This window comes from Mesorhizobium sp. P2_A12, assembly GCF_056405075.1.
Genome location: NZ_JBFUCU010000001.1, coordinates 718,311 through 730,805, shown reverse-complemented (window position 1 = coordinate 730,805; position 12,495 = coordinate 718,311). Strand labels below are relative to the sequence as shown.

The following is a 12,495-nucleotide window of genomic DNA, read 5'->3' as shown; positions in this document are numbered from 1 at the left end:
GCAATCATGTCGAAGTCCTCAGTCCTTCGCCTGTCGCTGTTTCGAGACGTTGCCGCATTCGGCGCCGTCATCGCCCAGATCGGCGGGCGGCGAACCTGGACGGCGCTGCTCTTCCTGATCCTGGGCAGCCTGACCGAAGGCATCTCCATCCTGCTGCTGGTGCCGCTGCTGCATCTGGTGGGACGCGCCGACCAGGATTTTGCGGTCAAGCTGCCGAACAATGATTTCGCACGCTGGCTGGTGCCGGACGGAACGCTGCAACTGACGACGGTGCTTTGCCTGCTGGTCGGGCTTGTTGCCGTGCAGGCGGCGTTCAACCGCTTCAAGTCGGTCTACATGGCCAAACTGCTGTTCGATTTCATCAATCGCGTGCGCATGAACCTGTTCGAGAGCATCGGCAAGGCACGCTGGGGCGTCTTCACGCGCATGCGCAGTTCCGACCTCGACCATGCCCTGACCGGCGATATCGACCGCGTCCAGGGGGCTGCCTTCTCGGTGTTGATGCTGGTGCAGATCGCCGTGCTCCTGACCGGCTACCTGCTGGTTTCGGTGTTCATCTCACCGGTGATGACGCTGTTTGCCGTCGTGATCGGCATCGTGATGTTCGTGGCCCTGCAGCCGTTTCGATCGCGGGCCACCGCCTTTGGCCGGGTGCTGACCGCCAATCGCCAGGATCAGTACCGGACGGTTTCGGAATTCCTCGGCGGCATCAAGGTGGCCAAGAGCCTGAATGTCGAGGCGACCTATTTCGCGCAGCTGCAAGCGACGCTCGAAAAGATGAAGGCCGACAATGTCGACTATGTGCGCAACAGCACCATCGGCACCGCGGTGTTCCAGGTGGCGAGCGTCGTTGGCTTGAGCCTGTTCATCTATGTGGCACTGGTCCGCTTCAACCTGTCGCTGGCCGAGATCGTCGTCCTGCTGCTGGTTTTCATGCGAATCGCGCCGCGCTTCATGGACATGCAGACGCAGGCCCAGCAGGTCTTGATCAATCTGCCCGCCTATACGGCGATGCGCGGCATGCAGGCGCGTTTCGATGCCGAGCGCGAACTGGGCGATGCCGAAACCAGCGAAGGCGGCAAGCTGTCTCTGGCAACCGGCCTCAACATCAGGGACGTCTGTTTCGGCTATGGCGACGACCCGGCCAAGATGGTCGTCAGGGACGTCACCTTCGGCCTGCCGGCCGGCAAGGTTACCGCGCTGATCGGCCCCTCCGGCTCGGGCAAGAGCACGATCGCCGACATGCTGCTCGGCCTGCTCGAGCCGACCGCCGGCACGATGCTCGTCGACGGCGTCGAGATCGATGCCGGCAACCGCCGCCGCTGGCGCGATCAGGTGGCCTATGTGCCGCAGGACGTGTTCCTGCTGCATGACACGATCGCGGCCAACCTGCGCCTTGCCGCGCCGCAAGCCAGCGATGACGATCTGTGGACCGCGCTACGCTCAGCGCACGCCGGCGAATTCGTCGAACGGCTCGACATCAGGCTTGAGACGGTGGTCGGCGACCGTGGCGTGCGGCTTTCGGGCGGCGAACGCCAGCGCATTGCGCTTGCGCGCGCGCTGTTGCGCAAGCCGTCCCTGCTCATCCTGGACGAGGCCACCAGCGCGCTCGACTGGCAGAACCAGTCGCTGATCGCCCAGTCCATTGACGGATTGCGCGGCACCATGACGATCCTGACCATCGCGCACCGGCCGTCGATGATCGCCTTCGCCGACTGGGTGGTGGCGATGGAAAACGGCCGCGTCGTCGAAGTCGGGCAATATCAGCGGCTGAAGGAAAAAGCCGGCAGCCGATTGTCGCGGATGCTTTTGGGCGAACAGTCCGAGAGCCAGCCCGCTAACGTTGCGTGAGGCTGGCAGGCTTCTGGTTAGTGCAGGCTTCGCCTGGCGCTGCCCAGCTTCTCGCCTTCGGCCACCTCGGGCGCATTCAGCTTTCTCTCCGCGTCGCGAGCCATGTCGGCCGGCGTCGGCGGGCTTCTGGCGATCATGGCATAGACGAGCACGAAGTAGCCCGCCTGAATGATAATTGCGCAGATGATGACGCGGATCAGCGTCGTTCCGATCGAAGCGCCGCCTAGCCAAGACCAGGCAACGACGATTGAAAGAGCGAAAATCATCCCGACGATGAATTTTGGAAGTGCCATACCCAACAGCCCATAAACCGGCTCGGGTCTATATAACGATTGCCCCACCCGAGCGCCGTCCCTTGTCATGCGGGCTTGTTAAGGTCGCCCGCTCTCGGCCGGTTGCTTCCGGCCTTTTCTACCTGTCGCCACTGTGACAGGTATAATTTGCAATTCTATTAAGGCGAGCAGTAGGCGGCAAGGGCAACTCCGGATATTTTTGATTGAGCTTTTGCGATCGATTCGGCCATGCTGCAATGCACGCAAAGGGATTTGAACCGACCTCGAATGGTCGCCATTCTTGAGTAAAAGAAACAATATTAAGTAGTATTTTACGGGATTTGCCTTGAGTCTCGAGCTCTGCTAAAGCACTATTGTGCTCCGTGCCTTACCCCATAGGACAGCCCGCCTAAGAACCGCCCCAAAAAGGCCGCTATTTTTCGGGGTTTGCCCATTTATTGTCACAAATGTGCTAAATATCCCGAAATTTGTGCATGGCTAGCTTATTATTTAGTCAATTCATGACGCGACTATTTCAACCGGTTGGTAAATTGTGTGTTGCGCTGCAACATTTTTTTGGTATCTTGCGGCGAACCATTCGTTCACGCATGGAGTTTACGGCATGAGGGACGTTGCCAAGTCGGCCACAGCGGGCTTTTCGCAGGTCGACATCGATTTTCCGCCGCCGATCGGCGGCCTGCTCAAACGCAGCTTCGATATCACCGGATCACTGATTGGCTTGATTGCTCTCAGCCCGCTGTTTGTCATGATCGCTCTGCTCGTCAAACTTTCCGACGGCGGATCGATTTTCTACGGCCACAGGCGAATCGGACGCGGAGGACGGATTTTTCCGTGCCTGAAGTTCCGCACCATGGTTCCCGATGGCGACAAGGTGCTGGCCGCTTATCTCGCAACCAACCCGGACGCCAACGCGGAATGGGTGGCGACCCGCAAGCTGAAGAACGATCCGCGCGTCACCCGCGTCGGAGCGGTCCTGAGGAAACTCAGCCTCGATGAGCTGCCGCAGATCATCAACATCCTGCAGGGCGACATGAGCCTTGTCGGGCCGCGTCCGGTCGTGCGTGACGAGCTCGAGATCTATGGCACCTCCGCCGTCTACTATCTGAAATCCCGCCCGGGCCTGACCGGCCTGTGGCAGGTGAGCGGCCGCAACGACGTCTCCTATGACAGCCGCGTGGCCTTCGATCGCCACTATGTCGAGAACTGGTCGCTGTTCGAGGACGTTCGCATCATCATCAAGACAGTCCCCGCCGTCTGGATGTCACGCGGTTCTTACTGACCGGCCGCGATACCAGGCATTCGGCGGCAAGCATCATCGGGCGATGGGGCTAAAGCGGATCGGAACGTTCAGTTGAAAACAGATATGTTTGAAGCCCTTCGCAGCGGCCCGGTTTCCGGCCGGCTGCGGCGGGCGCGTTTGCTGGCCACATGCGTTGCCATGTCGCTGGTCATCCCTCACATCGCCGCCGCCGACGAATACCGTCTCGGATCGCAGGACAAGCTCACCATCCGCGTTGCCGAATGGCAGACGGTCGAAGGCACATTCCGTGACTGGTCGGCGGTGAATGGCGAGTACACGGTTGGCCCTTCCGGCACGTTGTCGGTGCCGTTCGCCGGCGAGCTTCCGGCATCCGGCAAGACCACCTCCGAAATCGCAGCGGCGATCGGCCAGGCATTGCAGCGCAAGCTCGCTCTGTCGGACAAGCCGGAAGCCTCTGTCGAAATGGCGCAGTACCGGCCATTCTACATTTCGGGCGAAGTCCAGAACCCCGGCCAATTTCCCTATGTGCCAGAGCTGACAGTGCTGAAGGCCATCAGTGTCGCCGGTGGGATCAGGCGAAACGCCGACTATGGCCCGCAGCTCGGCAAGGACCTGGTCACCGCCAAGGGCAATTTCGATATCTCTGACGACCAGCGCATTCGGCTGCTCGTCAAGCGCGCCCGCATCGACGCCGATATGGCCGGCAAGGCGAGTTTCGAGGTGCCGAAGGAGGCTGAGGGCGATCCCAGACTGCCAGCCATCGTCGCAGACGAGATGACGATCCTGACCTCCGACCAAAAGGCGCTGAAGCTGAAGCTTGAGGCGCTCAGCGATCTGAAGGGGGTTCTGCAGTCCGAAATCGAGTCGCTGCAGAAGAAGATCGTCAACCAGCAGCAGCAGGTCGACCTGGCACAGCAGCAGCTCACGAGCATCGGCCCGCTGGCGCAGAAAGGCCTGATCGCCAACGCCCGGCTGCTGGATTCGCGGCAGTCCGTCGCCGACCTGCAGGGCAAAATCCTGGACTACGAAACGGCCATCCTCACCGCCAAGCAGGCGATCAGCAAGGCGACGCAGGACGCCATCGATGCCCAGAACACCTTGAGTTCAAATCTCGCCACCGACCGGCAGCAGACCGAAGCTGACCTCAACGAGGCCGCGCTCAAGGTGAATATGCAGAAAGGCCTGATGGCCCAGGCCAGCGATCCCTCGATGAGAGTCGCCAGCGACAGTGACCAGCAATCCAGCCTGCTCTACGCATTGGTGCGGGTCGTCGACGGCAAGAGCAGCGAAATCTCGGCGAAGGAAGATACGCCGGTGCTGCCTGGCGACGTGATCAAGGTCAAGCTGGCGCCGCTGACCAGCCAGTAGACCCCTAGAGCAGTTCACCGTTCACGGAAACGGCGAACCGCTCTAACTCTTTGCTTTGACGCGATTCCCTAAGGGAACGCGCTACGCGCTTTTCCCGGGAAAACCGTTTTATACTTTCCTGGAATTGTTCTAGCCAGCAGACCCGGAAACCCCAGCACGATCCGGCGTTTTGATCCATCCCGCCAGGGATGGATCCCGCCTTGGGCCAGGCCTGCTTGGGCGAAAGCTCCCAAGCGAAACCGCCGTTGGCCCTGCTTCCGCCTCCCAAACGATAAAGCGCGTCGCGTTTGAAGGGATTCATGCGACGCGCTTCAAGCCTTTGTTTTGATGCATGTCAAAACCGCTGCGCAGTTTTGAGCGCCATGCACTGGCTCAGGACGGGTTGGCGGCCGCCGGACCATTCACATGCCGGGGCCAGGGGGCCTCTCTCTTGGCCGCCTCAGCCTGCTCGAAGGCGGGGCTCCACCGCGTGCGGGTGACCGGCAGCCGCGCCAGCTTAAAGAAGCTGAAATACATCAGGAAGGAGCCCATGATGTAGGGGTTGAGAATCTCGACCTCGACGAAGGAGCGGATCAGGAGCAGCACCATCACGCCGAAGAGAATTACCGAATCCGCTTGCCATGCCTTGAAGATCACCGCCGAGACGTGGCCGTAGAGCGTGCGCAGCATGATCAGCGAGACCAGCGTCGCTCCGACGAAGCCGAGTTCGACGAGGGCTTCGATATAGGTGTTGTGGAAATGGAAGCCGGTGCGGGTGGTGATGTAGAATTCGTTCCACAGCCGCTCGGCTTCGGCGAAACCCTGCACCCAATAGGCGGCATAGCCGAGGCCGAGAATCGGTGCTTTCTGCACGGCGTTCCAGCCCTGCTCCCACAGATAGGTCCGCCCGGTGAGCGTCGAATCCTTGCCGAAGAGGCCAAGGACGAAGTCCATCAGCCCGAGGTTCAAGGCGACGAAGACAACCACGACCAGCAGGCCGGCGCCGATCAGGAAGATCACCCGGCGATAGCGCCGCGACAGCAGCTTGCTCATGGCAAGAAGCGCCACAAGCGCCAGGACCGCCGGTATCGAGGCCATCGAGGTGGCGGAATGCGCAATGACCAGCAGATAGGCCGACAACAGCACGATAGGCACCGCCAGGATGACGCTCCGCCAGCCGCGCCTGTAAAAAGCAACGAAAACGACGCAGAAATAGATGCCGAGCGAGGCGACAAAGCCAATCTGGTTCTTGGAGGCGAAAGCGCCGACGAAGTTGTAGGTGCCGTCGAGAACGTCCTCGGAATAGTTTCCGACCCGCAGCGAATAGAGCAGGACGACGAATATCCCGATCAAGGCGCCTATGGTCAATGTGCGCACGCTGACGGTGCGTGCCGCGACGTAGGCGCAGGCAATATGGGAAAAATACTGGATCGACGTCCTCGCGGTGACGCCGGGCGCCTGCGACCAGAAGACCGAGAAGCAGACATAGGCGGCAAACAGCAGCGGCAGCCAGGCACTGGACAGGTGCCGCAGGAACCGCCGGTAGTCGACCAGGATGAGCGGCAGCCAGACCGCATAGTAGGCGAGGATCAGGATCTGGCCGAAAATGACCGAATAGGAAAACGCCCAGATCGAGACGGCAACGGCAAAACTGCCATAGACCGAATTCTTCTCGGGATCGACCAGCAGGGACTTTGGAATCTTCATCTCAGAGTCCCGCCGGCGCGACCCAAGGCCGGCAGGCCGTGGGCCAGTCGGCATATCCGCAAACAAGGGCGTGCAATAAACGGCGTCTCCATTGTGCAGTGCAATATAACCTATCGCGCCCTGCGCTCAATGGCAAATCCGGTCACCTTGTCTTACAGCGAGGCGATTGCCGAGATCAGGCCGTCGCCTCGTCCTGCCGCAGCTGCCTGGATCAGCGCTACCACAGTGCTCCGCCGGTGATCTGAATGTTTTCCATGGTGATGCCCTTGGCCAGATCCGAGCAGAGGAAGACGGCAAGAGCCGCGATCTCCTGTGGCTGCAGAAGGCGCTGCTGCGGGTTGCCGCTGGCGATTTCGGCCATGGCTTGCTCCGCCGTGCGCCCCTTCCCTTCGCGCTCGACGACCTGCGCCACGTTGCGGCGCATCAGCTCGGTCTCGACCCAGGTCGGGCTGATCATGACGCAGGTGACGCCATGCGCCGCCCCTTCCAGCGCCACGCAACGGGTCAGGCCGAGCAGGCCGGCCTTGGAAGCGCAATAGGCCGGGTTGTCCTTCCAGCCGACGGAGGCGGCGGTCGAGCCTATGTTGACGATACGGCCCCAGCCGCGCCCGATCATGCCGGGCAGCACGGCACGGGTGACGCGGAAGGCGCCGGTCAGATTGGTGTCGACGATCTTGTCCCACAGCGCGTCGGAGTGGCCGCAGACCGGCTGCTCGGCGGTGGTGCCTGCGGCGTTGACCAATATGTCGGCCGGGCCAATAGCGGCTTCGGCGTCCGCCGCGAAACCGTTGGTGACGTCGCTGTCGCGCACGTCGAGATGGGCGGCGTGAACCCTGGTGCCATGGGCGGCAAGAGCTGCGCGCACGCGTTCGATTTCGTCGGCGCCGGGATAATAGGCGGCATCGGATTTGTCGGCGCCGGCGGGCGCAATGTAGGAGCCGACGGCGACATTGGCGCCAGCCTCAGCCAGTGCCGTGGCGATGGCAAAGCCCATTCCGGAAAACCCGCCGGTGATGATCGCGCTGCGGCCGGAAAGGTTTGTCATCAGGCATGGTCTCCAGACAATTCGGTGCGGGCAACCAGGCTACCTTGCCTGCGACGCGGCTCACAAGATCAGTGTCGTCAAAGTGGTTTGCCCAGCCATTCGCGATAAAACCCTTCGAGATCGGGTTCGAAATCATGCACGATCGGATAGCCCGGCGCCGCCGCCTCGACCTCGTGCAAGGTACCGCACTGCGGGCAGATGAATTCGCGGATTTCCATCCATTCGGGATCAGGAAGGTCGCTGTTCGGATAGATCTCGCGCAGGGATTGCTCGCTGTTGCGCACGTTGATGGCGGCGTTGAGCTTCCAGTTCTTGCGGTAGTCGCCGAAGGAGTGGCCGCACTCGCAGCGGGTTATCCGCTCATCGCCGCTCTGGCAGATGAACAGGTGATCCGAGACCGGCAGCAGGATCGTATCCTTCCAGGCGACGCGATCCTGATAGACGGCGACCATCTTGAAGAAACGGTCATCGTCCTTGTAGGCGCTCATGATGCGCCGGGTCTGCGGCCAGGGCAGCTGGCCGGCAGCGAGATCGCGGATGACTTCCTTGCTGTACGAGGTCATGGCTTTGCTCCCGGCGTGAAGATCGACCTGGCGTCGACGTTCCAGAAATCACTGAAATCCTTGGTGAAGCGCGACGACAGCTTGATCGCGCTGGCATACATTTTCTTCACCTCCGGCGCGAAGTCGGCTTTCTCGACCCGGCCTCGCTCGGCGGCGATCCAGTCCGCCACCGGGATTGCTTTCGCCAGCCGCTCTTTGCGCATGGCGGCGCGCCGCGTCACGGTCGCATCGATATCGGCTTTGGGGTAACCGTCTTCATCGTCCTTCAGCACGATGCCGAAAACCTGGCCCGCCGCTTCGCGGGTGAGAAAACCGTTCTCGACATCCGATGCCGTCTTGATCGGATCGCGCTCCAGCACGTCGCCGTAGCCGCCGCCGCCATTGTAGGAATGGCTGAAGATGTCGCCCTCTTTGTGCGGCGAGGTGATGTAGGGGCCCTCGACCACGACATGGTCGCCGCCAATGCTCTTCTCGTAGTCCGACATATGCGGGTCGATGCCTGGCGCATGCGCCAGCGGTTCGCCCCTGGCCGCCAGTTCATGGATGTTGGAATTGCGCACGGCGCGGTGCTTCTGGCAGGTCGGCGCCGGATAGCCGCCGCACATGCCGCCATTGTCGAACACCCGCGAAGAGTGTTCCGAGGTGTGGAGCCGCAGATGCGGGGTCTTGTTGATCAGCCAGGTCGAGACGAAGGAACAGCCGCCGCGATATTTGCCGGCACCGCCGGAATTCGGCACGATCGAACGGCCGATATAGACCATCGGCATCGACTGTTCCCAGACCTCGATGTTGCCCATGTCGGATTCCGGGTTCCAGCCGACATAGGCGGTGTCGAGGCCATCCTTGATGGCCAGCGCGCCGGAGCCGGCGGCAGCGCATTCGAAATGCGCCATGCCGAACGGCGTGCCGTACTGGCTTTCGCCGCCCATCTCGATCATGGGGCTGTTGACCTGGCCGACGAAAGCCTCCTCGACGAAGCCACGGGCAATGAAGCTGCGCGACAGCAGTCGCTGGAACACGCCATAGGCGGGCAGCAGCAGCGCCCATGAGGTGGCTGTCGCCACCATCTCATTGTCGGGGTTGGTCCAGGTGCCGTGCGGCAGTTTCAGTTCGGTCGCCATCCAGGCGCCGTCATTGACCAGGCCTTCGAAATTCATGTGCTGGGTCAAGGTGACAAACATGCCGCCATCCATGCCGGCCGGCGTGCAGTTCATCGAATGGTAACCCCAGGGCTGAGTGCCCTCGAAGTCCATGGTGATCTTGCCGTCGGTGGTGATCTCCATCTCGATCGGGATGTTGTAGAGCCAGTCCGGATCGCCGAGCAGCTGGAAGCCGGGCTTGCCCGCGGTGACATGGCCATAGAAGGTGTGGCCGCGATAGATGCCGGGCACGGTGAGCTGGCGGGTACGGGCAAGCTGGGCACGACGGCCTTCCTCGATGAACTCCTTCGACACCTTCATCCAGTAGTCGAGGCCGATCTCGGAGATCAGCTGCTTGACGCTTTCGCGCATGTCGATGCAGGAGGCGACCTTGGCCTTCTCGTCCAGCACCCAGTAGATCGGCATGCGCAGATTGCGCTCGCAGCGGATGACATAGTCACGGCGGATCTCGTCATTCTCGCCGATCTTCTCGGCGCAGACGAACAGGCCTTCGGTGAAGCGCTCCTGCGCCAGGCAGACGTCGCCGCCGGGCGTGATGCCGCCGGCTTCGAGCTCGTGGCAGACCGCGCCGGCCCAGCCGACCAGCGTGCCTTCATGGAAGATCGGCACCACGTCCATGACGTCGGGCACCTGCACAGTGCCGATGAAGGCGTCGTTGTTGGCGAAGATGTCGCCTTCGCGGATGCGCGGGTTTTCCTCGTAGTTGTTCTTGATCATCCATTTGATGAAGCGGCTCATCGTGTGGACATGCACCATGATGCCGTTGGAGAGCGCGATGGCATCGCCCTCAGGCGTGTAGATCGCCACCACCATCTCGCCGACCTCGCGCACGCCGGGCGAGGCCGAGATGCGGCGGGCCATTTCGCGTGCAGAGACGCAATAGGCGCGCAGCTTGGTGTGCAGCGTCTCGAATTTCAGCGGATCCTGGTTGCGCAGCGTGAGTTCCGTGATGCCGTCATAGCATCCGGTCTCTTCCATCAGCCGCTCGGAATCGAGCAGTCTTTCGCGAAGGCGCAGGGCCGAGGCAGGTTTGTCCAACATGGCGGTCGCCCTCTCAAGCGTGGGTGTAGTGCAGCAGCGTCCATTCATCGACATGGACGCGGTCCTGCGGATGGACGACGAGTGTCGTGGCGGGATGTTCGATGATGGCGGGCCCGATCACCTGATGGCCGGGTTGCAAGAGATCCATCTCGTAGAGATTGGCCTTGTGCCAGCGCCCACCGATATAGGCCTCGCGCACGCCCTTGTGGGCGGCAGCCGGATTGGAGGCACCGAGCGGCCGCTTGAGCAGCACCGGCTTGACCTTGTCGGCGGTGGCGATCAGGCCGAGCTCGGTGATGGTGAAGCCGGCTTCGCCATAGCGCGACACGCGGTGGTTGACCTTGGCATATACCGCCTCGAACTCGTCGAGCACCTTGCGCATGTCGTCGGCCGAATTGACCTCGGCGAGCGGCGCCATCACTTCGACGTCCTCGAGCTGGCCGGTGTAGCGCATCATCAGGAACGGCACGGTCCTGATTTTCTCGCGCGCATGGCCGTCGGCGATCATCTCGTCGACGGCCGCCTTGGTCAGATCGTTCCAGACCGTCGTGACCTTGGCGCCGAAAGCGGCAAGCGTCGCCTCGTCGGCGCGCGAGGGGATGTCGTGCTGCGTCGACACCGAATGACGGCGCATGAAATCGGCCGTGGTGCAGCCGAAGGCGGAGAAGGCGGCGGCAAACTGGAAGGTGATGATATCCTTGAAGCCGATTCCCCTGGAGCAGCCGGCCAGATGCAGCGGGCCAGAGCCGCCATAGGACAGCAGCGTGAATTCCGACGGATGGATGCCCTGGCCCGAGATGACGCGGCGCAGCGCGTTGTTGGCGTCGGCCTCCAGCATGTCGATCATGCCTTCGGCGGCCTCCTCGACACCGACGCCGAGCACGTTGGCGCACTTTTCCTCGAAGGCCTTGCGGGCCTTCTCGACCTGCAGCACGACCTTTCCGCCGAGGAAGTAATACGGGTTCAGGCGGCCGAGAATGGCGTCGCAATCGGCGATGGTCGGCTCGGTACCGCCCCTGGCGAAGCAGATCGGGCCGGGATCGGAGCCCGCGCTTTCCGGTCCGAGACTGACTTTCTTGGTCAGCGGATCGACCTTGAGGATCATGCCGGCGCCCGCGCCAATGGTATCGAGATGCAGCGTCGGCACGTTGAGCTTGAAACGGTCCATCAGCGGCTCGTTCTCGATCCGCGTCTGGCCGCGCGTGATGACCCCCATGTCGAAGGAGGTGCCGCCCATGTCCGAGCAGATCAGCGAGTCATTGCCGATCAGCTTGCCGACATAGGCCGCACCCAGGATGCCGCCGATCGGGCCTGAGATCATGGTTTCATGCAGGCGCGGATGATTGATCGAGGTCAGGCCACCGAAGGAAAGCAGCGTCTGCACGCCATATTTGAAGCCGTATTTCTTCGAAACGTCCTCGATCCCCTTGAGCTGCTTGCGGCCACGCGAGGTGGCGTAGGCCTCGATCAGCACCGAGTTCAGCCGCGACTGTTCGCGGATGACAGGGCGGACTTCGTGGCTGGTGTAGACGGTGATCTCGGCGCCGGCCTTCTCGATCTCCTCGCGGCAGATCTCGGCGATGCGCTTCTCGTGCACCGGATTGACATGCGAGAAGATCGTCATGATGCAGATCCCCTCGACCTTGTCGGCGATCAGCTTTTGCGCCGCCGCCGCGACCTCATGCTCGTAGAGCGGCAGCACGATGTCGCCGAACTGGTCGATGCGTTCGGTGACGCCATGGGTGCGGCGGCGCGGCACCAGCGGGTCGGGATGATGATGGGTGACCGCATGCAGCCGGTCGGCATAGGAATAGTCGGCCCAGGCCTGCAGGCCACGGCCCATCAGGATCATGTCCTCAAGACCCTTGGTGGTGATCAGCCCGAGCCGGCGCCCTGTGCGCGACAGCAGCGTGTTGAGCATGCCGGTGCCGGAATAGAGCACGACGTTGACGCCGGAAAACAGCTGCTCCAGCGAGATGCCCCAGGCGTCCGCCGCGTCCTCGGCCGAAGCGAGGAAACCTTCGGCTTCGTTCTTCGGTGTCGTCGCCGACTTGCCTATCTTGAAGTGGCCGTCCTGATCGACAAGGATCGTGTCGGTCATGGTGCCGCCGGCGTCGATACCGATGACGATTGGATTGCCAATGATCGGCGTATTGCCAACGATGGGGCCGGTGAGGTTGGGCTGGGTCACGGTCGCCTCGATATCTGGTCTAAGTTGTCGCTAGGC

Annotated in this window: 9 protein-coding genes; 3 read left to right on the top strand and 6 right to left on the bottom strand. The window is 62.0% G+C overall.

The features are described 5' to 3' along the window. The first annotated feature begins 6 nt into the window (after positions 1–6). Entirely contained in the window at positions 7–1,851 is a 1,845-nt protein-coding gene (locus AC1DZU_RS03470) for an ABC transporter ATP-binding protein (protein ID WP_477281742.1), read from the top strand. Positions 1,852–1,868: 17 nt separating this feature from the next. Here AC1DZU_RS03470 and AC1DZU_RS03465 read toward each other — a convergent pair whose 3' ends face one another. After that, positions 1,869–2,213, bottom strand: coding sequence for an exopolysaccharide production repressor exox (locus AC1DZU_RS03465; RefSeq protein WP_245331034.1), 345 nt, complete (start codon positions 2,211–2,213; stop codon positions 1,869–1,871). 532 nt (positions 2,214–2,745) lie between these two features. Between AC1DZU_RS03465 and AC1DZU_RS03460 the strand changes: the two genes are divergently transcribed. Both AC1DZU_RS03460 and AC1DZU_RS03455 read left to right on the top strand, forming a co-directional pair. Beyond that, positions 2,746–3,423, top strand: a complete 678-nt coding sequence (locus AC1DZU_RS03460) for a sugar transferase (protein WP_184873244.1) — start codon at positions 2,746–2,748, stop codon at positions 3,421–3,423. A gap of 84 nt (positions 3,424–3,507) precedes the next feature. Next, positions 3,508–4,773 (top strand): polysaccharide biosynthesis/export family protein, encoded by a 1,266-nt coding sequence (locus AC1DZU_RS03455; RefSeq protein WP_477281739.1) that lies wholly within the window; start codon positions 3,508–3,510, stop codon positions 4,771–4,773. Positions 4,774–5,145: 372 nt separating this feature from the next. Here the strand turns inward: AC1DZU_RS03455 and AC1DZU_RS03450 are convergent, their stop codons facing one another. The 5 genes from AC1DZU_RS03450 to AC1DZU_RS03430 all read right to left on the bottom strand — a co-directional run bounded on the left by AC1DZU_RS03450 (position 5,146) and on the right by AC1DZU_RS03430 (position 12,411). Continuing rightward, complete coding sequence (locus AC1DZU_RS03450; protein ID WP_477281737.1) at positions 5,146–6,459, bottom strand: O-antigen ligase family protein; 1,314 nt, start codon at positions 6,457–6,459, stop codon at positions 5,146–5,148. Positions 6,460–6,676: 217 nt separating this feature from the next. After that, on the bottom strand, positions 6,677–7,504 hold the full coding sequence (locus AC1DZU_RS03445) for an SDR family NAD(P)-dependent oxidoreductase (RefSeq protein ID WP_477281735.1): 828 nt from the start codon (positions 7,502–7,504) through the stop codon (positions 6,677–6,679). Between the two features lie 77 nt (positions 7,505–7,581). Beyond that, positions 7,582–8,067, bottom strand: a complete 486-nt coding sequence (locus AC1DZU_RS03440) for an acetone carboxylase subunit gamma (RefSeq protein ID WP_477281733.1) — start codon at positions 8,065–8,067, stop codon at positions 7,582–7,584. Beyond that, the gene (locus tag AC1DZU_RS03435; RefSeq protein WP_477281731.1) at positions 8,064–10,268 is read right to left on the bottom strand and encodes a hydantoinase B/oxoprolinase family protein; all 2,205 of its coding nucleotides are present in this window, start codon (positions 10,266–10,268) and stop codon (positions 8,064–8,066) included. The genes AC1DZU_RS03440 and AC1DZU_RS03435 overlap by 4 nt, the downstream gene beginning before the upstream one ends. Before the next feature lie 13 nt (positions 10,269–10,281). After that, a complete protein-coding gene (locus tag AC1DZU_RS03430) occupies positions 10,282–12,411 on the bottom strand; it encodes a hydantoinase/oxoprolinase family protein (RefSeq protein ID WP_477282220.1) in 2,130 nt (709 codons plus the stop codon). Positions 12,412–12,495: the final 84 nt, after the last annotated feature.

Bases quoted from the DNA above. Each gene is read 5' to 3' on its own strand.
- AC1DZU_RS03470 (WP_477281742.1), top strand. From the start codon at position 7: ATGTCGAAGTCCTCAGTCCTTCGCCTGTCGCTGTTTCGAGACGTTGCC.
- AC1DZU_RS03465 (WP_245331034.1), bottom strand. From the start codon at position 2,213: ATGACAAGGGACGGCGCTCGGGTGGGGCAATCGTTATATAGACCCGAG.
- AC1DZU_RS03460 (WP_184873244.1), top strand. From the start codon at position 2,746: ATGAGGGACGTTGCCAAGTCGGCCACAGCGGGCTTTTCGCAGGTCGAC.
- AC1DZU_RS03455 (WP_477281739.1), top strand. From the start codon at position 3,508: ATGTTTGAAGCCCTTCGCAGCGGCCCGGTTTCCGGCCGGCTGCGGCGG.
- AC1DZU_RS03450 (WP_477281737.1), bottom strand. From the start codon at position 6,459: ATGAAGATTCCAAAGTCCCTGCTGGTCGATCCCGAGAAGAATTCGGTC.
- AC1DZU_RS03445 (WP_477281735.1), bottom strand. From the start codon at position 7,504: ATGACAAACCTTTCCGGCCGCAGCGCGATCATCACCGGCGGGTTTTCC.
- AC1DZU_RS03440 (WP_477281733.1), bottom strand. From the start codon at position 8,067: ATGACCTCGTACAGCAAGGAAGTCATCCGCGATCTCGCTGCCGGCCAG.
- AC1DZU_RS03435 (WP_477281731.1), bottom strand. From the start codon at position 10,268: ATGTTGGACAAACCTGCCTCGGCCCTGCGCCTTCGCGAAAGACTGCTC.